This window comes from Mesorhizobium sp. M1403 (genome assembly GCF_040317695.1).
GTDB lineage: Bacteria > Pseudomonadota > Alphaproteobacteria > Rhizobiales > Rhizobiaceae > Mesorhizobium.
In genome coordinates this window covers 46,960-67,300 of the sequence record NZ_JAMYKY010000029.1, presented here as the reverse complement: position 1 = coordinate 67,300, position 20,341 = coordinate 46,960, and the positions used below count along the sequence as shown (strand labels likewise).

Sequence of the window (20,341 nt, the reverse complement as noted above, 5' to 3'; positions counted from 1 at the left end):
TTCGGACCCTCCGATGGATGCTGAAGCTTGGTAACTCCAGTCTCCTCGGTGCGGTCCGAATGGACAACCCTCTGAAAGCTCACACCTAGAGCGGAAGTGGAGAAGCGCATGGCAAGCCCGGAAAGCAACCAGCATGCAAGCAACCGCACGCTCACCGGAAAGTGCCTGTGCGGCGCCGTTCAGTATGCGGTGGCGGACGCGTTCATCTATGCCGCGAACTGCCACTGCTCGAACTGCCGGCGCACCACCGGTTCGGCGTTCAAGCCATTCGCCGGCATCGAACGCGACAGGCTGAGCCTGACCAGGGGCGAGGACAATCTCATGATCTTCGGCGACGAAACCGGCCATAACGCGCACTGCAAGACTTGCGGCTCGTTGCTCTATTCGGTGGTCCGCGACGGCGCCTTCGTGCATGTTGCCATGGGAACCCTGGTCGACGAGCCGACCATCCGCCCGACGCAGCACATCTTTGTCGGCTCCAAGGCGAAGTGGTTCACGATCACCGACGACCTGCCGCAATATGAAGAACACGTGGTCGCTGGAGATGCCGACGAATAGCTGACCGTTAGAAAACGCTCAACCAAATTATCGTTTCGTTTTCGCGTCCGTCGCCAAGGAAACTATACTGTGCTCCGTCACCGAACCTATGTCGCGGGGATTTCTGTGGCATTACCGCCCGAGTGGTTGCCCAATGTTGCGATGAGGCGCGTCATTTGCCATTGGACGGCGGGCTCGCATTCGGCCGGCGATACCGACAAGGATGCATATCACATACTGGTCGAGGGGAATGGCCGTCTGGTCAGGGGCCGGCCTTCGATCGCGCTCAATTCCGGCCGGGTAAAACCGGGATATGCCGCGCACACGCTCAACTGCAACGGCGGCTCGATCGGGGTTTCGCTCTGTTGCATGGCCGGGGCGGAGGAAAGGCCGTTCGATGCCGGCCGCTATCCGATGACCAGGGCGCAGTGGGACGCGATGACCGCGGTTGTCGCCGAACTCTGCAAATATTACCGCATCAAGGTCACGCCCAAAACGGTGCTCTCGCACGCCGAGGTCGAAAGCAATCTCGGCATCGAGCAACGCGGAAAATGGGATTTCACCCGGCTGCCTTTCGATCCGACGATCAGCGGCGCAAGCGGCTGCGGCGAGCGGCTGCGCCGCGACGTGACGGCGGCAATGAGCTCGATGCCAAATCTGCCGGTGAGGATTGGGCGGGATGCCGTATGGCAGCGATTGCTGGAGGAACTATGGCCGATCATGGTGAGAGGGCTGGAAGCCGGCCTCAACACGCTGATCCGCGAAATCCTCAGAAGGATCAGATAGGCGGTCGGCATTCACCCGAATGCCGACGCAACTGCCGGACGGCTTCTATAGAGCCCTCTTGCCGCTGAACTGATGATAGGCCCAGAGGACAACCACGGCACCGACCACGGCTACGATCAGGCTATAGATGTTGAGCCCGGTAACGCCCGACGCGCCAAACGCGCTGAAGATGAGCCCTCCGACGATGGCCCCGACAATCCCGAGCACGATGTCGAGCACAAGGCCTTGCCCGCTTTTATTGACGATCTTGCTGCCTATGAAGCCGGCGATGACGCCGAGAATAATCCAGCTTAATATTGACATTTTTCCTCTCCGTTCCCCGCGCTCGATTACTTCCACATTATTAAGCAAAGCTCAAGCCAACTTGAAAATCATGATTACGGAAAGCTCAAACCGGCTTGAAATTCGCCATGGATGCGTCATTGTCGGAGACGGACGGGCAATTTGACATGGAGATCCACAATGGGACTGTTTGACAATGCCGTTCCCGGCGGCAACGTCGCCAAGCCGCTGATGATCGCGCTCGGCGCACTTTTGGTGGGAAAAATGCTGAGCGGTGGAAGTTCCGCCCAGCCGGAGGCAACGCAAAGCCCTGCCCCCGTCCCGCCTGATACAACAGCATCCGCCGATGGCGGCCTGCTCGGCGGTCTGGGCGGCCTGCTCGACAAACTGAAGGACGCCGGCCACGGCAACGTCGCCAATTCGTGGGTCGGTACCGGTCAGAACCAGCCGATCAACCCCAGCGATCTGGGCAGCGCTCTCGGGCCACAAATCATTCAGGAGATCGCGCAAAGGACGGGGCTGAACCAGCAGGACCTGCTCAAGCAACTGTCCGCAGCCTTGCCAGGGCTTGTCGACCAGCTGACGCCGAACGGGCAAGTGCCGCAGCAGAACCAGCTCGCGTCCATATTCAGCAAATTCGCGAGTTAAGGCATGTCGCCCAACACCGCCTGCGGTTTGGTACAACGACATGCATAAAACAACGGATTAAGGTCGTTGCGCGTCCGTCTGGACGCGCAACCAACACTTTGAATTATCGGCAAAGCGCTTCACTTGGCAGTGCCTGCTTCGGGATCGTGCGCGAGGGACGCCGCGGCTGCGGGAAATCTGGAGCGGGTAGCGGGAATCGAACCCGCATATTCAGCTTGGAAGGCTCCTAGAAATACAATGAAATCAATGCGCCGTGTCACGACACCTCGCGTGCCGTGTCAAGTTGCGGCATAAGGTCGGCCGCCATGTCACAACTCCTGATCCTTGCCGCCGCACTTCTCACCGGATGGCCTGTCGTGCTGGATGGCGACACGATCGTGCTCGACGGAACGCACATCCGCGTCGCCAATATCGACGCGCCGGAGATCCATGACTATCACTGCGACGCCGAGTTGCGGCTCGGCTTGGTTGCCAAGCGCCGGCTGGTCGAGCTGCTGGCGAGCGGCCCGGTGACCGTGCATCCGGGCGATCCAAAAAGCGGCAGATTGAAGGATCGCTATGGCCGCACGCTGGCGACGATCGACGTCGACGGGCAGGATGTCGGCGCCATCCTGATCGGTGAAGGCCTCGCGCGGCCGTGGACCGGCAAGCGCCGCCCCTGGTGCGATTAGCTAGCGCCAATCCGCCTTGACGATATAGCGCGTGTAGGCGCGCTCGACGCCGGCGACCGCTTCGTCCTTGTCCCCGACTGTTCCCCTCGCCCCGCCTTCAAAGCACGTCCAGAACCAGGTGCCGGCGCCAGGGCCCTGCACCGTCTTGAATATTCGCCCGACCGCATCCTGCTGAAACATCGCAGTGAAGTCGAAAGGCGGCGTGCGGCCACCGATCACCGTCCGTGACCAGTCAAGCCAGACGCGGGCACCTTGCCCATGCACGAATTTGAAGGCGTCGTCGCGCGCCTTGAAGGTCTGCAGCACCGTGCTGCCGTCGACGACCTGGAAGCCGCGCTGGTAGGCCAGGCGCACCTTCAGCCGGTCAGTCACCGCGCCATCCTCGCTGCGGCCGTGCCGGCGTTGCTCGGCATGGTGATGCCGACGGCGACGCGGCGCGAGCCGCATTTCGGGCAGCGCAGCCGGCCGGACAGCATGGCCAGCGGGAAGTCGCGGCCGCGCGTCCACAGCATCGTATAGACGTCCAGCTCGTAGCGGTTGCCGCACTCGCGGACGGTCTTCAGCCCCTCGCGATTGCCCCAAACGCAGCGCGCGGTCAGCCTCACGCCGTGGTTCCAGGCATCACCCAACGTCTCGATTTCCATGAGAACGGAATAAGAACAAATTCCTGCTACCGGTCAAGCCGTCTTGACGACCGTCGGGCGCGCGCCAGTATCCTGACGATGGACGAGAACTACATTTATGGCGAAAGAACAGGCCTGCAGCTCGTTCGCTTGGCGATCGAGCTAACCTGCCCGGCCGGCGTTTTGCCGAGCGAGGAGGCGGTCAACGTGCTCTATGGACCGCTGCCGGTGCACGAGGGCGAGGCGCTGGCAAAGGCGATCATCGAGACGGTCGAGCGGCTGACCCGGTAGCTATCCCTCGTCATCGAAACCCAGCAGCGAAGCGTGGCGTATATATTTGTGCTCGCCACGAAGGTGCTTGATCCGCAGCTTCACGCCTGGTCCAACCCACTGAGTTGCCGGTCGCTTCTTGACGCCTTCCGGAGGTGGGCCAGCATGGTCCTTGACCCGCTTCCACAGTCGTTCCTTCATGTCGCGCCCCAAGCTGATGAAGGCCGAACCGACATATTTTCCGGTACCGGGCTGCGCCAGCAAGGCGAATGCCGCCTTGCCCGGCTCGCGCTCGACGCCCATCAGTTCGTATTCCTGGACTGTGAAGCTCTTCGTCTTCAGCCAATTCGTCGTCGGGCCGCTTCGGTACGGGCTGTCGGCGCGCTTCGACACGATCCCCTCGAGCCCCGCCTGGTCGGCGAGATAGAAAATCGCCTTCGGGTCGCCAGGGATGGCCTCGCTGAACTGGATCCTGCTGTTCGGCTTGATGATGCCGAAGAGGATCTCCCGGCGCGCTTTGCAGCCGATATCGCGCAGGTCGTGGCCGTCGAGATGCATGATGTCGAAGGCGCCGAGGATCATGGCGTAGGGATCGCTGTGAACAGCCTTCTGCAGCGCATCGAAGTCGGGCAGCCCGGCCTTGTTGGTAACCACCGCCTCACCCTCGAAGATGGCGTTCTCGACGTCGAGCTCACGCGCCGCTTCGACGATGCCGGTGAACTTGCTCGTCCAATCTGCGCCGGACTTGGTGAAGACGCGGATATCCTCGGGGCTGTTGATGACGACCTGAGCGCGGTAGCCGTCGAGCTTGATCTCATGCATCCAGTGCTCACCCTCGGGCGGCTTGGCGACCAGCTTGGGTTCCATCGGCGGAATGAACTCGAGGCGACCGGTACTTACAATTTTACGCACCCAGTCAATACTAGGTACAAAGCTTATATTAGCCAGAGTGAACGGAACGTGATTCCGCAGCGCGCCGCCGGGGCTTGCCGATGTCATGCGTATTCTGTAGCCCCCACAAACAAAGAAGCCCGCGCCCTTCCGGGAGAAGAGCGCGGGCCGATCGGTGCCACCCGATCTGGCAGCAAAACTCGTATGAGGAGCGATTTGCTGCGTGCATCAAACCGTCGGGACAGCCCGGTTGTTCCAATGGTTAGTTGAAGGAGGGCGTCCGACCGGGCCTGAAGCCCTTCAGCGCGCCACTGACGCCAGACGAGACGCTGAGTGGCAGGCACCGCTATCCGGAGTTCGCCTCACCCACGATCACATAGTTCGTAGGGGCACCAAACATTGCGAACAGTCTAATGTTCACAAGCCAATACTGATCGTGGCGAAACACCTTCATTGAATGCAAGCCTGGCCCAGGCGAGGGTTGCTGCGGGCCATAGCCCCCAACACATTTCTGCCAAGCATCAGTTTTGCCTCGAATTAGGTCGGTAACTAGCGGTTTGAAACCGTCAATCCCGAGCGCGGAAACTGCCGCACCATGGGCGATTTTAGCTAGCATTCGCGCGAATGTGAGCCAGTTTATGTTGTAGCTTAACGCCACCAGCGCGGGAGGTTCACCCGTCGAGTCCGTCGGCGCAGATCGAAAGCTGATGGGCGATGGGTACGTGAAGTCCTTTCCCCCTAGTAGGGGTTCAGCGGGTCCGAACTCTGCGATAAGGAATTCGGAGGTCGCCTGATTCAGTTTCACTTCACGACGGAGTGGTCCGTCCTCCTTTCTAAGCGGGAGGTAAAGGCCGGGGTGAGTATCCTTCCTGCGATCTTTGCGGGTCATTCCGAGATGAGCTCTGGTCGCTCCAAACATTCCGAGCAGACACTCCTCCTCGACGCGTGCTGTAATCTTGCGGCATGGCTCGCAGCTTGCCTTCTGAAGGACCATGGCTTCGCTCTCGCCAGTCAGAGACTTGTCGCCGCCTAGTCCACGTGGAATCACATGCTCGCGCGTCAGCGGCGGCTGCGTGCTTCCGCAGTAAATGCACTTGCCTATAGGTGGATAACGGATGCCCCCCATGATGAACTCCAAAGCCAAGGACGATGTCGATCAGCGGCGGGACGCGGCGCTGAATCGGGCAATGAGATACCCTCCTTGATGTTCTCATTGCGTTCACGATCCGGCGCGAGAGTCAATCCAAACGCAAAAAGCCCGCCGCACCTTTCGGCACGGCGGGCGATCATATTGACGGCGTCGGGAAAATGATCAGATGGGCGCGGCGGCCTTTGCCGCCTCGATCTCCTCGGGCGTGGCTTGGCGCTCGAACACTTCGAACACCGAGGGGCCGCCGTTGTTGTGTGGAAGACCGAAAGACTTCTCGACCATCGAGCCGGGGCCGACAGTGCCCGCCTCGACCCCGTTGATCTTGATGGTCGAGACGTAATTGCCGTTGGTGTTCACCTTGATTGTGGTGGTCATGTACGGGGATTTCCCTTCTGGCATTTGCCCGGAACCGCCGGGCGCGGAAGTCAACGCGGTGCGACGGCCGCTTCTGCGGCGACCTTGGCAGTGAGGGCCGCAATCTGATCGCGCAATCGGCTCTGTTCTGCCTTCAGGTCTGTGATGAAGTCCCGGCCGTTGCCCATCGAATTGGAGAACACCTGGAAATCCGCCCGCTGCTGGTCGAGCTGGCGCTGCAGATTGGCCACATCGCGCACCGCGTCAGCGCGGATGTTCTCTATGTCGTGGTCGCGACTGAGGTTCCGTTCCATCCATTCGTTGCGGTAAACCATCGCCTCGCGAAGGTTGGCGACGCTAGCATCAGTTCTCTGCCGGTCTTCGGTGCCGCGGGCAGAGCGCCAATCCATTTCCTGCCTAGAGACGGTGGTGGCTGCAAGCGCTTGGATGCTCTTGTTTGTTTCGGTAGAGAGCATTTGGATCGATTGGACGATTTCGGTGGTTCTCGCCTTCAGGTCATTTGTGGATTCGCGCATCGGCCAATAGGCCAACGCCCCGACCGCGAGAATAACGCTGAGCCCAAACCCGAGCGCCTGGTATTGGGGTCGATTGCGCTCGGCTAAGGTTGTGGACAGCGCACCGATCGCTTGGCGGGTCTCATTTGTCGATGCGGCAAGGTTGCTGCCGAGCTGGCTAAAACCAGCCCGCATTTCAACTTCGACGTCATTGATCCGGCGCCCCATATTGGTGACGCGCTCGCCGAGCTGGGCGGTTACCGGGTCCTGATAGTGTCGGGGTTCGCCGTTGTCAGGCATGTCATTCACCGTCATTCACGTTGCCCGCCTATTGCCGCGTTAGATCCGACCGATGAGAATCAAGATGAGCAGGACCAGCACGACGATCCCGAGCGTTCCGCCGAGATACGGTCCGCCGCCATAAAACGGTCCCGACCCGAAGTCGCGAAAACCGCCCAAAAGCACGATGATCAGAATGATGACGAGGATGGTTCCTAGGGACATGGTGATCTCCTATTTGAGGGCTTTCGCGGTGGCGTCATAATGGGTAGCGCACCGCCCTACCCTGGCATTTGCCTTGTCGAGCTGCCGACGTTCGGCTTTCAGAACGGAGCGGACCTCGTCGCCGACATTAACCGCCGCGTGCGGCTCCAGCGCCCGGCAGTCGTCGGGCAGCGGCGGCAGGGTCACGCGGGCCTTGGCGACGCCCTTGTCGGCAGCCGCTGCCTTCAGCGCCGCGTCAGTGCTGCAGCCAGTCAAGATCGTCAGCATCAATCCCGCAGCTACGGCCAGCGGCGGCAAGCTTGGCCTCGAAATCCTTGCGGTCCTTGGCGAGTTGAGCGTCATCGGCGGCATCCTTTGCGCGGGCGTTCTTGAGGATTTCCTGATAGGAGGCGATCACGATCTCGCCGGCATGGACCTGCCGCTGCACCTCGGCGAGCCTGGCTTCGGCGGCAATGGCACGGTCCTCCTGGACATAGCCTTTCCGGGCGTCGGCGCGCTCCAGGGGAACGATTGTCATGTAGGCCAGCGCGATGCCGGCGGCAGCGCCCGCGGCGAGCCGCAAGGCCCCGCCGACGCCGCCAAGCAGCATGTAGAGGATGGCAGCCATTATTCGCCTCCTGAGGGCTTCTGCGGCACCACGACGATGGTTTGATCAGCTGGCGGCGGTGGCGTCGGCTCTTGCGGCGGATCGGAGTAAGGACGGGCTGTTCGTGTGGTCCAGATCGCGGCAATGTCCTGCGCGGTGGCAAAGCCGGTATAGCCGGTGACCAGCACCATCACGACCAATTGCCAGCCCCAGGCGATCGTCTCGTTCAAGCGCGTATCCTGCGCATCGACCAGAATGAAAAGCTGATAGCAGGCCCACGCCAACACGGCGTAGATGATGATCCGCCGCCATTTCCACGACGGTTCTCCCGGCGCTGCGGCCATGCTAGGCCTCGTTCGTGGAGACGTGGCCATCGCTGCTGATGACAGGCAGATTGAAGCGATCCGCATAGGGATAAACGCCAGGCCAACGATAGCCTTTCACCCGATCCGTCGAGAATGGCTTGATCGAAACCATGTCGCCCTGGTTGCCGCCCAGCACCATGATATGGCCGGACTGATCCTTGCCGACGACGAAGCCGACATGGCCGAGGCCGCTGTTCGGAGAATTGCGCCAGAAGATGACGACGGCGCCGACCGCCGGCTTGTCGAGCTTCACAGGTAACTTCAGCCAGGCCTGGGCGCTGGCACCGCCAGCAACTGGCTTGATGCCGGTCTCGACGAGGACGCCGCCCACGAAGGCCCCGCACCACGGCGTTTCATCGTCCTTGAACGGAGTTCCCATGTTTTTCCACCACTGGAGTACGTGCGGGTTGTGCTGCGGGCCGTGAACCTCCCGCTGCCCGAGGTACTTCTTGGCAGTCGCAATCCATGCAGGATCAGGCATGGCAGTTCCTTTCCGCCCTCACGGGCAGTTGAATGAAAGGCGGGGTTGTTCGAATTGACTCGCCGACCGGGCAAGCGCCTATTATTGCGCTGCACAATCTGGCGGACGATCAAATGGCGTTACGGATCAGGCTGCCTGGCGGCATGCTGAAGGTGAAGACGTATCGCGAACTACGAGACCGCGAACGAGACCGGCGTGTGCCGGTCATGAAGATTGGCGCTGTCTATCTGACTTGGTGGTCGAACAAACGAAACAGCCGCTAAATGTTCCTTGCCGTTCCCGCAGTAATTTTCTTCCGATCAGGTTGCTAGCCCTAAAAGCCTTAGTCGAGAGTATACGATCCTCGCCACCAGCCAGTTACCCCTGTAGTTAAAATGTATCTTGTCTTTACGGATGCTCTTCGGCAGAACGTCGTGTGGATTGTGACCACCAACGCGCGCAATCAATGCTGCTCGGATATCCAGAAAGTGGTCATCGAACCTGCCGACCTGCCGTGCATTATAGTCCACAATCTTTTGATATCCGGCTTCGCCGAAGCGGCGCCCCGGATAGTCGCCGTTGACCAGGCCAATGACGAGAAGTTTTGCGGAGTCGCCATGGAGTGACGCAATAGCATCCACGTCCGCCTCGACTTTTTCAGGGTCATCGAAATTATTGTTTCCTGCCCAAGCTATCAATATGCCGCCTTCTGCAGGGATTTCGGAGTAGCGCTCTAGAATAAACTCCGAAGTCTTCCCGCCAAAGCCGAGACGATTTACTTCTGTACGCAAGAGATAAGAGAGGAAGTGTGGATACAAGCCCGAGGTAAGGCTATCACCAAGACATGTCACTTTAAAAGGCGTGCGGGTACGCTGCGCCTTTCGCATCACACGCAGTAAACCGCGCGCCATATCTCGACTGTTCATTGTATTCCTCCAAGCCCGAGGGAATTGTTATCTCACAATTTACGGTCGCAAACCGCCTCCCACTTGCCCAAAGCAGCAAGCTTTCCCTTTGCAATCAGCCGCTTGCCTTTTCCGCCATCATGTACAGAGAGATGAAGTCATCATTCCGGCTGGGAAAGGCAGGAAAACGATCAAGAAACTCTTTCTCAGAGGTTAATCGAATATTTGTAAATCCGGCTTTTATCAGAATAAATGACAACAAGTCTGCATCGAGAAGATTTTTATGCTGTCCATCCTGAAAAAATATCCAATTTACGACCATGGAATCGGGATAGTCCAACGCCTCACTATTCGGCCAACGACCATACCGATCGCTTACCATGGAGGCCCCTTTGTCATGCATATAGTTCTTGCACACCTTGTATATGTCGGGACACGATAACCAGATTTCACCGCCGGGCTTAATGCACCGGCTTAGCTCCAATAGAAGCGGCTCCAACTCAGTTCTGATCCGAAGATGCTCAATCACGTGTTGAGAGCACACGGCCTCGAATACTGAATTCGGGAAAGGCAGATCACCGCAGGCAAGGTCTATGTTTATATCAGAGCCTGATATATCGCAGTTAAGCCATCCATCAACTTTACGAGTGCCACATCCCAAATGAAGATTGGTTGGCAGAGCGCCATTCTGCGATACATATCGCTTTAACATTTTTGGCGTCTGTCTTCGGGCCTTGAGACGAATCATATCCCATCTGGCCGCCCCCAAGGTGTCGCCGAAAGATGAATTCTTCAAAAAATTCCTGACTGGTCCTAACAACGGCGCCTCCGTGGCAACTCTGTCCGAGCTTATCGGGTTGATACCGACAATAGGTCTCGCTTTACAAGTTGCAGGGCGGGACGGCAACGCCCTGGTGCTTTCGTCCACCACGGGACGGAACGCTCAAGAACGTCACTGCCGATTTTTGCCAGCACAGCGTGCTTCGGAGACGGACTGAGATGACCTCGCTACCTTCGCCGCGATCAACGGCTGAAACTGCCGCAAAGAGGATGTCATCGGGTATATTGCTCCCGCTCTAGCCAAACGCCGCGACGATATTCGCCACTTCGGCGGCCGTCACATAGCGACCTGAGAGCAGCATAACCTTGCGAATATCACAGCCAGTCCAGCCACCTGTAGGAGCGCCCCCGGTGCCGGGCCGCGCTGCACCGATAGCAGGTGTGAACGTTGTGGCGTGAACACCGGACAATGGCGTTGAGCCGACCAGAACATTGTCCCTGTAAAGGTACAGGTTGGTGCCATCATGCGTCAGGGTGACGATGAATGTTGTTGACCGCACGTCGACTGAACCGAGAATAGCCGTCGCCACCGTACCGTAGGACGCCAGAAGGAAGCCGCTCGCATTAAGACCAAGCGCGAACCGATTTGAAGAGCTAAACCCGAAAAACGTTCTACCTGCCGATCCTGAGTTCGGGGTAATTTTCATTGCAGCGGTGTTGCCGCCCGATGCAGCGAAAAGGAAGTTGGCGGTGTCCAGCCAATCATTGCTGCCGTCTCCACGCCACACCCCGCCGCCAGCAGACTGGTAAGTGCCCAGCTGGCCAGCCGTTCCCTGAAAAGCGTAGCCTGTTCCGTAGGGACTGGATGCCTTCCCGATTAGATCACCAGAAGCCGTGACGAGATTTGTCCCGGCGCTTTCCTTCCACATGCGTGTGAGGTCGGCGAAGTCGAGATAGAGCGATGCTGGCGAGTCTGCGATGATAGACGGAATGAAGCCCAATGCCTGCGGCACGCCCGCCGGATTGCTGATAGCTTCACCAAGCTTTGCGATGAACATTTTGATCTACCATCCGTTCGGGGTGAAGAAACGACTGACCACTTGTGTCGCAACAAGATCGTAGCCAGTCGGTGTAAGGTGTAGACCATCGGCCAGCAGCGACGATGGAACCACATCGTTGGCAATGTTGGTCAAGTCCGTCGCTGTCGGTGTAATCGCCGCGTCGGCCAGGCCCTTGTCGATCAGATAGCGGCGGACATCAAAGAAATTATCGGGGAAGGCGGCGGCCAGTTCGGCGTTAGCCTTGTTGAGGTCTGCATAGTAAATTCCGCCAACCCATTCATCAGGGTAGTTTGTGCCGTTGTGGATGCCCAGGACGACAAAGCGCTTCGCCGCAGCCCTGAGCCTCGCCACCATGAGGCGGACGTTTGCAACGACAGACCAATTGTTTATGCCGCGATCATTGCGCCCAACCCATATCACCTGTGTTAAGGCAGCATCGGCCTGAGATTGCACTACCAACGCCGTATCGGGCGGACATGTGACCGGCACGGTTTGCCCGCCATCCGGCGTAAACGTGTATGTTTCCGAAGTCGACGGCGGGCCGCCAGCGCCGTTCCTGGTAACGGTGCCGATCACACCGGCAATCTCGGCTTTGATGGTGACAGTGGCGTTTGTGTCCCGCCTGGAAAGCAGTTGCGTGACATTTCCCGATGTGCTGTCGGTGATCGCGACACCATTCAAATGGGTTATCGTGTTCGCGCCCGAAACGATTTGATTGCCACTCATGCGAACAGTGGTGCCCAATCCGCCTTGCCTCATGGCGATTTGAGCGGATGTCTGCGAACCATATCCACGGTTGGCGATTGCTCGCCCTGTCAGGTGTGTGGACAAGGCAGAGGCAAAGCCGTTTTGTGTCAGGCTATCCCCGTAGCAAGCAACGTCGGCGGATGGCATGACCATCTTACCGCGCAGCAGAGACAACGCCGGGGCGGTGATCATGGCCTCTGTGATAGTTAAACTAGAAGAGTCAAAAACTAGTCCGGGGGCAAATACACGCCCGTCCGCTGTCAGTGCTAATGGATAACGGCCGGTAGTGTCTCTGAAACCGCCGATTATACGGTTTCCGCGAATGTATTCGGCAACCCCACCAGCACCGTCTATTTGTAAATCCTGAGAATTGAATACTAATCGTGCAATTCGCACTTCCCCGTCGTCCATGACGGCTAAAGGAAAGAGATTGTTGCTGTCGGTGAAGCCACCCAGAATACGCTTGGTGCCAAAGTAAAGAGGTGTTTCAGGGCCGATTTTCGCCAGCACTGCGTTGATCGATACCAACGCTGCATCAAGCGCGGCTTTGCTCGGATAGCTGGCGATCAGCGTCGCCACAGTGGCGACGTTCTTATACATCAGGGCATAGGTGTTTGTGCCGTCGCCCTTGACAATAAAGAACTGCCCATTGACCGTAGCCGCAATACCTGCGGCCGTTGTGTCGTAAATCACACCGCCTATCGCCGCGTTGGCAAGACCAACATCAGCATGGGTCAGGACAACATCAGCATGAGTTAAAAGAACGTCCGCTGCCGTAGTGATGCGATCTAAAGCGGTCTGGCCGGCATCAGTGCCGGTTGCCGTGCGATCGAGGGCGGTTTGTGCGCGGTCAGTGGTGGTGGCAATCCTATCATCGGCCGTCGCCAGCCGATCGAGGGCGGTTTGTGCGCGATCAGTGCCGGTCGCCGTGCGATCAAGGCCGGTTTGCGTGCGGTCGAGGCCGGTCTGCGCGCGGTCGGCGGCCGTCAGGCCGGCATTGCCAGCGGCCGATGCGGCGGCCTGCTGCGCCAGCGTCACGCCGGTCTCCAGGTCGCCAAACTGTTCGGCAATTGTTTCGGCTTGCGCCGCCGACGTGGCGGCCTGCGCGACCTGGGCGGCGCCCTGCGCCAGCAGCGTGCCCCAGAAATTTTCGCCGGTGGCGGCCCATGCGCCGGCCGTCTTCAGCCACTCGTCGCCGTTCGAACGGATGATGGCGCGGTCGCCGTCGCGGCCGAAATCGGCGATCAGTTCAGCGGCATCGTCGACCGGCAGGAAAGACTGGCCGGCCGGGCCGGAGACGACGACGACATTGGGGATTTCGAGGATCGCGTTATACGACATCGCGGGTCACCGTCTCCAGAACTGGCCAGATCACTTTGTCGAGCACGATGCTTCTGTCGTCGCCGTCGAGGCGGGCGATATCGAACACGATGATGGTCGAGGCGACGAAAGGCTTGGTCGCATCCTCCGACAGGAAGAAGGCCAGCGTGCGCGGCGCCTCGCGCTGGATCGTCAGATCAAGCGTGTCGGCCTCGAACAGCACCGGGCCAGGCACGGCGGCGCGGAACTGCGCCACCAGCCGGCCGCTGCCGATCTGTTCGGCATCCCACAGATCCTGCGGGAACTGCAGGCGCATCTGGAAATCGTAGCCGGGCCGGATCGGCTCGACATCGGGGAAAACATATTTTGCCATGATGTCAGAGAACCGATGCCGCTGTGAAGAAGGCATCAACCTGCGCGCCCGAAAAGCCGAGCGCAGCAAAGCCGGCCTGCATCGTCGGATCGGCGCGCACGAAGCTGCCGCTGTTGTCATAGGCGATCTGAACGGCCGGACCTTGCGCAGCGATCCAGGCTTCGACCCCGGCCAGCAGTCCGGCAGCGAGCAGCTGCAGCTTGAACTGCCGTGCCGAAACCCGATCCGGGATGACGGGCTCGACCGGTGGCGCGGTGAAGCTTTCGCCGCCGAACAGGAAGCCGGGGCAGACCGCATCATCGGCTTCGATAAAGCCTTCCGGGGCGGCGCCCGAACGGTCGGACTGGACGACGATGCCGTTTTCGACAAGGACGAAATTGCTCATCTAGTCTCCCCAATATTTCAGGCGGGCATAGACCTCGACCGAGCCGAAGCCGAAGGCGAGGCCGAGGCCGTTGGCGTGTGTGTGTGACGTGCGCCATTCCAGGCGATAGGCGTGGCCGCCGACGACCATCGCCCCACCGACCGCAATGCAACCGGTGTCCGGCGACGTGTTACCTCCAGCGCCCATACCGATGCCGACCTCGGCTCCGGCGGTCACGTCGAACAGGCGAACTTGCAGTTCGGTGCCATAGCCGACGACTTGCCATTCAACCTGGCCATCGTTCGCCGGCGTGAAGACGTTGCTGGCCAGCGCCATTAGATTGTACGGGTCGCGAACCTTGGTGTTCAGGATGTGCGTCACCCAGGCGCCATTGCCGGGCGCCGAAGAGCCGCCGTTCACACCAGAGGCCTTCTGGTCCTCCAGCACGGCATCAGGCAGGCCGTTGCCGCCGCCATATTCCGGTGCGGTCGCGGCGGCATTCATGCGCAGCGTGCGCCGCGCCGCGCCCTTGGGCACTCGCGCCAGAACCTTCGGCGCCGTCGCATAAAGCAGGTCGCCCGCCACCAGGCCGGCCGGCGCCGCCAGGAACAGTTTTTGCCCGGCGCCGTCGCCGATGACCAGGATGTTGTCGTCGGTATCCCAGCGGATATCGCCTTCGGCGGTCGGCAGCGGGTTTGAGCCTTGCCGCAGGACGCTGCTGAGCGCCGCGCCGCTGGCCCTGAAAAAGCCCAGCATGCGCCAATTGCCGGAGCCGAGCGACTGCACCCACGCGGTATCGCCGGCCTCGGTCGCAAGGTCGGCGCCGCCGAGCAGAATCATGCTGGTGGCGTTATGGGTCAGCGTCAGCGCTGCGGCAAAGGTCAGGCGGCGGATGGCGCCGGCCTGCGCCGAGCCGAAGGACGAGATCGCGTCGGTGCCGGTGATGCGGACATTGATGCCTGTGGCATCGCCGAGATCGGTGGTGGCGGCGCTGGCGATGTCGGTCGACATGGCAGACAGATTGTCGGCGGCATCGATCAGGCTCGCAGCACCCGTGCCGCCATGGTCGATATCGATCAGCCCGTCATTATTGGCGTCATAGATGGCCTTGGCCATCATGCCGTAGCCGCCGACATCGACGCCGGACAGGATGTCCGTGACGGCCGCACCAAGATAGAGCTCCAGCACGGTCTTCAGCAGCGCCGGGTCGGCCGGGTCGAGGGTCGCGAGATCGACGCCGGATGCGATCAGCACGACGCGCAGATTGGCGATGATGCGGTTCCAGTCATCGGCGGTCAGCTTGGTCGAATCGCCATAGGACAGGCCGTTGCGCGCCCAGGAGAAGCCGTCGACATGGGCGGTGCCCATGCCCGTCGGCGGCGTCAGTTTCTTGACGACATCGAGTATCCCAAACAGGTCGGGTGCGGCCATGGTTTACAAGTCCGTTGAAGGAGAAGAATTCGGGCGAAGCCCCGCAAGGCCGACCGGCCGTCGCGCCTCATCATGGCGCGCCCCGCCGGAGCCGCAGGCCGCGAAGCGGCCGATGCGCGGCGTGAGGCCTAAGTTTTAATAATGTAAAGCACGGCGCGGTTGCGCGGCCGCGTTTCTGCGTCGCCGGTCACGACGTTGACGATGTCGACATAGGGATTGCCGCCGCCGCCCGGATCGAAATCGCCGGTGACGATTCTCTCGCCGAGCTTCGAGGCGCGGACAAAGCCGACCTGCGACGGATTGGTCGCCGGCGACGGATTGCCGGCCTGCTTGAGCGTGACGGGATCGCCGGTTAACGGATCGACGCGCTGGACGGTGTCGTTCTGCGGCCGCGCCGTCGCATAGTCCTGCAGGCTGCCGAAGACGCGGCCGGCGTCGATGCCGCGGCCGTCGTCAAAGCCGCGCAGGAATTCGCCGCGGAAATCGGGCAGGTTGAAGGTGGTGACCGCATCGCCGGCGCCCCAGCTGGTGCCGATCGCCGCGAACAGATCGGCATAGGTGGTCCGGCTGACCGCCTGGCCGTTGCATTTCAGCCAGCCGGTCGGCGCCGTCGCGGCAGCAAACATCGAGACCGAGCCGGGCGGCACCTCGATCGACGGCGTGCTGCCCGAAACAATGTCGGCGATCAGCGCCTGCAGAGCCTGCCAGAGCTGCGTCTTGTCGGCGGGATCGGGTGTGAGACCGGCTTCGACGATCACCTTCAGGATCTCGTCCTGCGGATCGTTGAAGACATCGGCTGGCGGAATGGCACCGGTCAATCCGGCCGCGCGGTTTTCGTTCCAGTAAGGAATGCGCACCTCGGATGGCGGCGCATTGCGCGGATTGACGAATTTCATGGCGGCCTCTTTTCAGACAGAAAAAACGATGGTGGTCCAGGCTGGCTTCAGCGCGTTGAACAGGCAGATCAGATCGTCAGGCAGGCCGAGCCGGCCGAGCGGCGTCTCGCCGGCGCGGCCATCGCCGGCGCGGAAATATTCCACCGAAACGCCAGGCACGCTGACGATCCAGACATATTCGACCACCTCGCCACCGGCGATTGCCTCAGGGCCGCCGCAAGTCGAGGCGCCGGCCCGGAACGGCGTCGGCTCCTGGATCGAGATGGCATAGCCGGCATCGGCGGCGAGCCTGATGAAATCGGCCGGCGTGATGGTGCCGCCGGAGCGGATTTTCAGCAGCAGTGAGCGCATACGCGCGTCGATCGTCTGGTCCGGCCCGAGGCACGGATCGGGCAGCCCGTATTCGATTTCCCAGTCGTCGAGCGAATTGACCAGCGTCACCGCCGTCGATTCGAGCGCGACGCCGAACAGCGCCCGATAGGCATCGGCAAAGGCCGAGCCGACCGCGCGCCAGAACCGCGACAGCACTGACAGAGGATCGAGCGCCTGGTTGTCGGGCGTGCCCCATGCCGCACCCTTCGGCAACAGCGCCGTCAGAAAACCCTCTGCGGCCTCATCCGAGGGATCGGACAGGACATCGCCCTGCGGCGGCGCACCGATGAACGGGTCATCCGGAGCGAAATGGAAGAAGGCAAGCTCCTCCTCGCCCGGATAGCGGGGCCAGCGGTCAGACATAGTTCACAGTGCCCAGCACCGGCATTTCGCCGCCGACATAGATGATGTCGCCGGACGGGTTGATCAGAAAATGCCGATCCTCGCCGACCGCAAGGCTGATCGCCTCCGATATCCACGAGCGCGACAGGGTGAATGGTGCCGAAGCAACGCCCGGCCGGGCGCGCCTGACCAGCATGGCGGCAATCGAGGCGGCGATCGCCGCACGCGTCTGCACCGTGTCGACGGCAAGATTGGCGATGGTGATGTCGAGCGGAGCCGGGATCGGCGCCGAAACCGACAGGCCGGCACGGATCAGTCGCCGCGTTTCCAAGGCATCCTGCACCAGAGCGATGTCGCCCGCTTCCGGGATGCCGTTGACGCGGCCTTCGAACAGGAACCAGACGCCGACCGTGCCGGGCGCGTCGGCGAACGGAAAGGCCCAGGCCTGGGTGACGCCGGGCACGGCACGGGCAAACTGCTCGTAGTCCGAATAGGCGCCGCCCTGTGGCGGCCGGCGCTTGCGGTCGAGGATGCGCGCGCGGAGGCTGGCATCCGTCTCCGTATCTGCACCGCCGCCAATGCCGCCACTGGCCACGGTCGCTTCCAGCTCGAGGTTCGGGAACTGCGTCGGGTCGGCGCGCTGCAAAGTCTCGCCGGCGGCGATGTTGGTGGCGACGCCATAATCGTCGGACAGGACGGTCAGCGTCAAAAGCCCTGTCAAGTCTGACCGGGCATCCGACACCGAGCGATAGAGCCGGTTGCCGGCGATGAAGGCGATGCCGGCCGGGTAGATGGTGTCGGCATAGCCATTGAGCGTCACCACGCCTTCGGCCCGTGCCATCGGCCGGCGATAGATGCCGAGTTCGGCACCGTGCCGTTCCAGATGCTGGACGCTCGCCGTGGTCGCGAAAATCTGATCGTAAAGCCAGGCGGCGCGCAGATGCATGTCGTGCATGCCGGCGGCGACGGTCTTGACGATTGCGGTCAAATTGTTCGGCCAGACCAGCGCATCGGTGCCCGGCAAATAGCGCCGCAAGGTGCCGCGCAGCCGGGTCGAAATCTCAGTTGGCGAGAGGACGGTCCAGGCCACGCAATTGCTCCCACAGGACGCCGAAGCGGCGATCGAAGACGACCGCGCCATCGCGGTCCTTCAAGGTGATTTTCAGATCGATGCGCCGCTGCGCCGGGTCGGCCGTACCAGTCACCTCGGCCGAGGACACCGCGCCCTGGTCGATCAGCGTCTGCAGGGCGGTGCGGGCATAGTCCTCGGCACGAAGCGCCGTCGCATCGTTTGCCGTGGAGCGGCGCAGCAGCCAGAGTTTTGAGCCGATCACCGTCTCGCCGAGATCGGTGCGCAGGTCGAAACTGTCGCCTGGCCAGCCCCGGTTTTGCTCTTCGGGCGGCAGCTCATCCGGCTCGACGCGCGCATCGGTCATCAGGCAGAGCAGCACGGCGGTGGCAAGTTCCGCCTTGGCGCGCAGGCCCCCGGCATTGGCCTTGTCGTCGCCGGCTATGGCCCAGTCGCCCGACGTGCCGTCCCATAGCGTATCGGGCGACAGCAGCGGTTCGCCGTCGCCGGTGAGTGGAACGATCCTGATCATCAGTGCGTGTGGTGCGGTGTGTTGCCGCCGGCGTCGATGATCGAGCCGGTGGCGGTGATGTTGCCGTCGACGTTAAGGTCGCCCTTCACATTCCAGGTGCCGCCGGTCAGCGTGATGGTTCGCGAGCCGAAATCCATGGTCACGCCTCCGGCGAACAGTTTGATGATGTTTCCCGACGCATCGTAAAGTGCCGCGGCGCCATCCGGCAGGTCGGGCCTGTGTTGCGCGTGCTCGATGCCCATGAGCATCGCCTGTGTGCGGCGGCCAGGCATAACCATGGCAACACCGATCGCACCCTTGGGCGGACGACTGGCGGCGCCATGCGGCTGGACGTAGAGCAGATCCTTGAACGTCTCGCCGGCAAGTCCGCGACCGGAGATCAGCAGCTGGCCGTTGTCGAAGCGCGAAGAGTCGATCTCGAAACGCGTCAGGTGGGCGGAGGATTTCATTGCGCCGAATACTCCGCCTTCGGCTCCGGCGCCGACCAGCCCTTGCCCGATTTCGACCCGGACGAAGTTCCGCCGAGCGCGCGCGGATCGGTCAAGGTCAAGGTCGCCCGCGTGCCGTCACCATCGGCTTGCGTGTCCTGCGTCAATTCCACCGACTTGATGACCATCATCTGATCGAGATAGACGCGCGGATGGCGGACATAGACCAGAAAGTTCGGCGTCCAGATCATGCCGCCGGCATCGCGCCAGCCGGACACGGTGATGGTTGCGTTGACCGCGAGGCCGGCTGCCGCGCGCGCCTCCCATTCGACCGCGTTCTTCATATGTTTGGTCGTCGCCTCGCCATCGAGAACGACGATCTTGGGCCGGCTGCGGCCGACCGATGGATCTGCGGCCTTGGCCTCCGGCCGCAGCGCCTGCGGTGTCGTCCCGCGCGATTGCTGGCCGCGGACGATGACGGGGTTGAACCTGCCCTCGCCCGAAAATTCCGCTGCGGCGGAGATGATGTTGACGCCAGCCGCCAGGCCGCCGCTATGCGACCCCTCCGGCTTCTGAACGATGCGCAATTTGCCTTCCGGCGTGTCGTGGATGATCGCCGCCTCGGCGCGCGCCAGCGGCTCCAGTGTCGAGTAGAGCGATTCTCCCGGCTCGATCTGATGCTTAGCAATGGTTTCGAACGATCCCTTCGCCTCGATGCCGATGCCGCAATTGTCGAAAGCCTCGCCGATGCCCTTGATGTCCTTGTTCTCGACCAGGCCGGTCTTGTGCAGGATCGAGGTCTCGACCGCGTCGACGGTGCGGGAGACAAGTGAAATCGTCGCCTTCCAGTCGTCGGCCCCCTGGTCCGGCCGGAAGTCGCGGACATAGCCGGTCAACAGCAGCGTGCCTCCGGCCGACAGGCTGGCCTTGTCGTCAGGCCACGGCGGCGCCACACCGGGCGGGATGTGCCCGGTGACGACAGCCGACCGCACGGCCTCCTCGGCCGAGATCGAAATGCTGATGTCCTGCCATGTGAGCAGCAGGCCGCCGGCCTGGATGGAGATCACTTCAAGCGGCAC

The 20,341-nt window shown here is 61.4% G+C and carries 30 protein-coding genes; 6 read left to right on the top strand and 24 right to left on the bottom strand.

The window, feature by feature from the left end; genetic code table 11:
- Positions 1 to 108 precede the first annotated feature (108 nt).
- Together NKH01_RS29995 and NKH01_RS29990 are read left to right on the top strand one after the other, a co-directional pair.
- The gene (locus NKH01_RS29995) at positions 109 to 558 is read left to right on the top strand and encodes a GFA family protein (protein ID WP_353023877.1); all 450 of its coding nucleotides are present in this window, start codon (positions 109 to 111) and stop codon (positions 556 to 558) included.
- A 69-nt stretch (positions 559 to 627) separates the two neighbouring features.
- On the top strand, positions 628 to 1,323 hold the full coding sequence (locus NKH01_RS29990) for a peptidoglycan recognition protein family protein (protein ID WP_353023875.1): 696 nt from the start codon (positions 628 to 630) through the stop codon (positions 1,321 to 1,323).
- Positions 1,324 to 1,368: 45 nt separating this feature from the next.
- On the opposite strand, the gene NKH01_RS29985 is transcribed toward NKH01_RS29990, so the two are convergent.
- The gene (locus NKH01_RS29985; RefSeq protein ID WP_023717513.1) at positions 1,369 to 1,626 is read right to left on the bottom strand and encodes a GlsB/YeaQ/YmgE family stress response membrane protein; all 258 of its coding nucleotides are present in this window, start codon (positions 1,624 to 1,626) and stop codon (positions 1,369 to 1,371) included.
- A 159-nt stretch (positions 1,627 to 1,785) separates the two neighbouring features.
- On the opposite strand from NKH01_RS29985, the gene NKH01_RS29980 reads away from it, so the two are divergent.
- Positions 1,786 to 2,253 (top strand): YidB family protein, encoded by a 468-nt coding sequence (locus NKH01_RS29980; RefSeq protein ID WP_023717512.1) that lies wholly within the window; start codon positions 1,786 to 1,788, stop codon positions 2,251 to 2,253.
- Between the two features lie 305 nt (positions 2,254 to 2,558).
- Complete coding sequence (locus tag NKH01_RS29975; protein ID WP_353023873.1) at positions 2,559 to 2,924, top strand: thermonuclease family protein; 366 nt, start codon at positions 2,559 to 2,561, stop codon at positions 2,922 to 2,924.
- Here the strand turns inward: NKH01_RS29975 and NKH01_RS29970 are convergent, their stop codons facing one another.
- Both NKH01_RS29970 and NKH01_RS29965 read right to left on the bottom strand, forming a co-directional pair.
- The gene (locus NKH01_RS29970) at positions 2,925 to 3,296 is read right to left on the bottom strand and encodes a hypothetical protein (RefSeq protein WP_353023871.1); all 372 of its coding nucleotides are present in this window, start codon (positions 3,294 to 3,296) and stop codon (positions 2,925 to 2,927) included. It abuts the gene before it with no gap.
- Complete coding sequence (locus tag NKH01_RS29965; RefSeq protein WP_353023869.1) at positions 3,293 to 3,553, bottom strand: hypothetical protein; 261 nt, start codon at positions 3,551 to 3,553, stop codon at positions 3,293 to 3,295. The genes NKH01_RS29970 and NKH01_RS29965 overlap by 4 nt, the downstream gene beginning before the upstream one ends.
- 93 nt (positions 3,554 to 3,646) lie before the next feature.
- Here NKH01_RS29965 and NKH01_RS29960 point away from each other — a divergent pair, with 93 nt between their 5' ends.
- Positions 3,647 to 3,838, top strand: coding sequence for a hypothetical protein (locus NKH01_RS29960; RefSeq protein ID WP_353023867.1), 192 nt, complete (start codon positions 3,647 to 3,649; stop codon positions 3,836 to 3,838).
- Here NKH01_RS29960 and NKH01_RS29955 read toward each other — a convergent pair whose 3' ends face one another.
- The 8 genes from NKH01_RS29955 to NKH01_RS29920 all read right to left on the bottom strand — a co-directional run bounded on the left by NKH01_RS29955 (position 3,839) and on the right by NKH01_RS29920 (position 8,663).
- Complete coding sequence (locus tag NKH01_RS29955; RefSeq protein ID WP_353023865.1) at positions 3,839 to 4,684, bottom strand: ATP-dependent DNA ligase; 846 nt, start codon at positions 4,682 to 4,684, stop codon at positions 3,839 to 3,841.
- A gap of 1,336 nt (positions 4,685 to 6,020) precedes the next feature.
- On the bottom strand, positions 6,021 to 6,233 hold the full coding sequence (locus NKH01_RS29950) for a hypothetical protein (protein ID WP_353023863.1): 213 nt from the start codon (positions 6,231 to 6,233) through the stop codon (positions 6,021 to 6,023).
- 50 nt (positions 6,234 to 6,283) lie between these two features.
- Positions 6,284 to 7,042, bottom strand: coding sequence for a hypothetical protein (locus NKH01_RS29945; RefSeq protein ID WP_353023861.1), 759 nt, complete (start codon positions 7,040 to 7,042; stop codon positions 6,284 to 6,286).
- A gap of 24 nt (positions 7,043 to 7,066) precedes the next feature.
- On the bottom strand, positions 7,067 to 7,231 hold the full coding sequence (locus tag NKH01_RS29940) for a DUF3309 family protein (RefSeq protein WP_353023860.1): 165 nt from the start codon (positions 7,229 to 7,231) through the stop codon (positions 7,067 to 7,069).
- Between the two features lie 9 nt (positions 7,232 to 7,240).
- Positions 7,241 to 7,498 (bottom strand): hypothetical protein, encoded by a 258-nt coding sequence (locus tag NKH01_RS29935; protein WP_353023858.1) that lies wholly within the window; start codon positions 7,496 to 7,498, stop codon positions 7,241 to 7,243.
- Complete coding sequence (locus NKH01_RS29930; protein ID WP_353023856.1) at positions 7,467 to 7,838, bottom strand: hypothetical protein; 372 nt, start codon at positions 7,836 to 7,838, stop codon at positions 7,467 to 7,469. Before NKH01_RS29930 ends, NKH01_RS29935 begins: the two co-directional genes overlap by 32 nt.
- Positions 7,838 to 8,161, bottom strand: coding sequence for a hypothetical protein (locus NKH01_RS29925; protein WP_353023854.1), 324 nt, complete (start codon positions 8,159 to 8,161; stop codon positions 7,838 to 7,840). The genes NKH01_RS29930 and NKH01_RS29925 overlap by 1 nt, the downstream gene beginning before the upstream one ends.
- Before the next feature lies 1 nt (position 8,162).
- Complete coding sequence (locus tag NKH01_RS29920; protein ID WP_353023852.1) at positions 8,163 to 8,663, bottom strand: TIGR02594 family protein; 501 nt, start codon at positions 8,661 to 8,663, stop codon at positions 8,163 to 8,165.
- 32 nt (positions 8,664 to 8,695) lie between these two features.
- Here NKH01_RS29920 and NKH01_RS29915 point away from each other — a divergent pair, with 32 nt between their 5' ends.
- Entirely contained in the window at positions 8,696 to 8,926 is a 231-nt protein-coding gene (locus NKH01_RS29915; protein ID WP_353023850.1) for a hypothetical protein, read from the top strand.
- 36 nt (positions 8,927 to 8,962) lie between these two features.
- On the opposite strand, the gene NKH01_RS29910 is transcribed toward NKH01_RS29915, so the two are convergent.
- The 13 genes from NKH01_RS29910 to NKH01_RS29850 form a co-directional block, all read right to left on the bottom strand.
- Positions 8,963 to 9,568, bottom strand: a complete 606-nt coding sequence (locus NKH01_RS29910; protein WP_353023848.1) for an SGNH/GDSL hydrolase family protein — start codon at positions 9,566 to 9,568, stop codon at positions 8,963 to 8,965.
- Between the two features lie 94 nt (positions 9,569 to 9,662).
- Positions 9,663 to 10,343: a methyltransferase domain-containing protein gene (locus NKH01_RS29905; RefSeq protein WP_353023846.1), complete on the bottom strand. Its 681-nt coding sequence runs from the start codon at positions 10,341 to 10,343 to the stop codon at positions 9,663 to 9,665.
- 280 nt (positions 10,344 to 10,623) lie between these two features.
- The gene (locus NKH01_RS29900) at positions 10,624 to 11,385 is read right to left on the bottom strand and encodes a LamG-like jellyroll fold domain-containing protein (protein WP_353023844.1); all 762 of its coding nucleotides are present in this window, start codon (positions 11,383 to 11,385) and stop codon (positions 10,624 to 10,626) included.
- Between the two features lie 6 nt (positions 11,386 to 11,391).
- Entirely contained in the window at positions 11,392 to 13,476 is a 2,085-nt protein-coding gene (locus tag NKH01_RS29895; protein ID WP_353023842.1) for an SGNH/GDSL hydrolase family protein, read from the bottom strand.
- The gene (locus NKH01_RS29890) at positions 13,466 to 13,828 is read right to left on the bottom strand and encodes a hypothetical protein (RefSeq protein ID WP_353023840.1); all 363 of its coding nucleotides are present in this window, start codon (positions 13,826 to 13,828) and stop codon (positions 13,466 to 13,468) included. The genes NKH01_RS29895 and NKH01_RS29890 overlap by 11 nt, the downstream gene beginning before the upstream one ends.
- Before the next feature lie 4 nt (positions 13,829 to 13,832).
- Positions 13,833 to 14,213, bottom strand: coding sequence for a hypothetical protein (locus tag NKH01_RS29885; RefSeq protein ID WP_353023838.1), 381 nt, complete (start codon positions 14,211 to 14,213; stop codon positions 13,833 to 13,835).
- Positions 14,214 to 15,623, bottom strand: coding sequence for a hypothetical protein (locus NKH01_RS29880; protein ID WP_353023836.1), 1,410 nt, complete (start codon positions 15,621 to 15,623; stop codon positions 14,214 to 14,216).
- A gap of 128 nt (positions 15,624 to 15,751) precedes the next feature.
- Positions 15,752 to 16,519 (bottom strand): phage tail protein, encoded by a 768-nt coding sequence (locus tag NKH01_RS29875; RefSeq protein ID WP_353023834.1) that lies wholly within the window; start codon positions 16,517 to 16,519, stop codon positions 15,752 to 15,754.
- 12 nt (positions 16,520 to 16,531) lie between these two features.
- Entirely contained in the window at positions 16,532 to 17,254 is a 723-nt protein-coding gene (locus tag NKH01_RS29870; RefSeq protein WP_353023832.1) for a putative phage tail protein, read from the bottom strand.
- Complete coding sequence (locus NKH01_RS29865; RefSeq protein WP_353023830.1) at positions 17,247 to 18,323, bottom strand: baseplate J/gp47 family protein; 1,077 nt, start codon at positions 18,321 to 18,323, stop codon at positions 17,247 to 17,249. The genes NKH01_RS29870 and NKH01_RS29865 overlap by 8 nt, the downstream gene beginning before the upstream one ends.
- Positions 18,295 to 18,834 carry a phage GP46 family protein gene (locus tag NKH01_RS29860; RefSeq protein WP_353023829.1) on the bottom strand — a complete coding sequence of 180 codons (540 nt, stop codon included), beginning with the start codon at positions 18,832 to 18,834 and terminating at the stop codon, positions 18,295 to 18,297. The genes NKH01_RS29865 and NKH01_RS29860 overlap by 29 nt, the downstream gene beginning before the upstream one ends.
- Entirely contained in the window at positions 18,834 to 19,283 is a 450-nt protein-coding gene (locus NKH01_RS29855; protein WP_352704903.1) for a phage baseplate assembly protein domain-containing protein, read from the bottom strand. The genes NKH01_RS29860 and NKH01_RS29855 overlap by 1 nt, the downstream gene beginning before the upstream one ends.
- Entirely contained in the window at positions 19,280 to 20,341 is a 1,062-nt protein-coding gene (locus NKH01_RS29850) for a phage baseplate assembly protein (protein WP_353023827.1), read from the bottom strand. The genes NKH01_RS29855 and NKH01_RS29850 overlap by 4 nt, the downstream gene beginning before the upstream one ends.

What these genes read in the sequence shown, in the direction of transcription:
- NKH01_RS29925 (WP_353023854.1), bottom strand. Translation starts at nt 8,161, where the DNA reads ATGGCCGCAGCGCCGGGAGAACCGTCGTGGAAATGGCGGCGGATCATC.
- NKH01_RS29880 (WP_353023836.1), bottom strand. Translation starts at nt 15,623, where the DNA reads ATGGCCGCACCCGACCTGTTTGGGATACTCGATGTCGTCAAGAAACTG.
- NKH01_RS29975 (WP_353023873.1), top strand. Translation starts at nt 2,559, where the DNA reads ATGTCACAACTCCTGATCCTTGCCGCCGCACTTCTCACCGGATGGCCT.
- NKH01_RS29950 (WP_353023863.1), bottom strand. Translation starts at nt 6,233, where the DNA reads ATGACCACCACAATCAAGGTGAACACCAACGGCAATTACGTCTCGACC.
- NKH01_RS29980 (WP_023717512.1), top strand. Translation starts at nt 1,786, where the DNA reads ATGGGACTGTTTGACAATGCCGTTCCCGGCGGCAACGTCGCCAAGCCG.
- NKH01_RS29940 (WP_353023860.1), bottom strand. Translation starts at nt 7,231, where the DNA reads ATGTCCCTAGGAACCATCCTCGTCATCATTCTGATCATCGTGCTTTTG.
- NKH01_RS29915 (WP_353023850.1), top strand. Translation starts at nt 8,696, where the DNA reads ATGAAAGGCGGGGTTGTTCGAATTGACTCGCCGACCGGGCAAGCGCCT.
- NKH01_RS29930 (WP_353023856.1), bottom strand. Translation starts at nt 7,838, where the DNA reads ATGGCTGCCATCCTCTACATGCTGCTTGGCGGCGTCGGCGGGGCCTTG.
- NKH01_RS29920 (WP_353023852.1), bottom strand. Translation starts at nt 8,663, where the DNA reads ATGCCTGATCCTGCATGGATTGCGACTGCCAAGAAGTACCTCGGGCAG.
- NKH01_RS29890 (WP_353023840.1), bottom strand. Translation starts at nt 13,828, where the DNA reads ATGGCAAAATATGTTTTCCCCGATGTCGAGCCGATCCGGCCCGGCTAC.
- NKH01_RS29955 (WP_353023865.1), bottom strand. Translation starts at nt 4,684, where the DNA reads ATGGAACCCAAGCTGGTCGCCAAGCCGCCCGAGGGTGAGCACTGGATG.
- NKH01_RS29895 (WP_353023842.1), bottom strand. Translation starts at nt 13,476, where the DNA reads ATGTCGTATAACGCGATCCTCGAAATCCCCAATGTCGTCGTCGTCTCC.
- NKH01_RS29960 (WP_353023867.1), top strand. Translation starts at nt 3,647, where the DNA reads ATGGACGAGAACTACATTTATGGCGAAAGAACAGGCCTGCAGCTCGTT.
- NKH01_RS29860 (WP_353023829.1), bottom strand. Translation starts at nt 18,834, where the DNA reads ATGATCAGGATCGTTCCACTCACCGGCGACGGCGAACCGCTGCTGTCG.
- NKH01_RS29995 (WP_353023877.1), top strand. Translation starts at nt 109, where the DNA reads ATGGCAAGCCCGGAAAGCAACCAGCATGCAAGCAACCGCACGCTCACC.
- NKH01_RS29855 (WP_352704903.1), bottom strand. Translation starts at nt 19,283, where the DNA reads ATGAAATCCTCCGCCCACCTGACGCGTTTCGAGATCGACTCTTCGCGC.
- NKH01_RS29875 (WP_353023834.1), bottom strand. Translation starts at nt 16,519, where the DNA reads ATGAAATTCGTCAATCCGCGCAATGCGCCGCCATCCGAGGTGCGCATT.
- NKH01_RS29935 (WP_353023858.1), bottom strand. Translation starts at nt 7,498, where the DNA reads ATGCTGACGATCTTGACTGGCTGCAGCACTGACGCGGCGCTGAAGGCA.
- NKH01_RS29985 (WP_023717513.1), bottom strand. Translation starts at nt 1,626, where the DNA reads ATGTCAATATTAAGCTGGATTATTCTCGGCGTCATCGCCGGCTTCATA.
- NKH01_RS29885 (WP_353023838.1), bottom strand. Translation starts at nt 14,213, where the DNA reads ATGAGCAATTTCGTCCTTGTCGAAAACGGCATCGTCGTCCAGTCCGAC.
- NKH01_RS29900 (WP_353023844.1), bottom strand. Translation starts at nt 11,385, where the DNA reads ATGTTCATCGCAAAGCTTGGTGAAGCTATCAGCAATCCGGCGGGCGTG.
- NKH01_RS29910 (WP_353023848.1), bottom strand. Translation starts at nt 9,568, where the DNA reads ATGAACAGTCGAGATATGGCGCGCGGTTTACTGCGTGTGATGCGAAAG.
- NKH01_RS29870 (WP_353023832.1), bottom strand. Translation starts at nt 17,254, where the DNA reads ATGTCTGACCGCTGGCCCCGCTATCCGGGCGAGGAGGAGCTTGCCTTC.
- NKH01_RS29945 (WP_353023861.1), bottom strand. Translation starts at nt 7,042, where the DNA reads ATGACGGTGAATGACATGCCTGACAACGGCGAACCCCGACACTATCAG.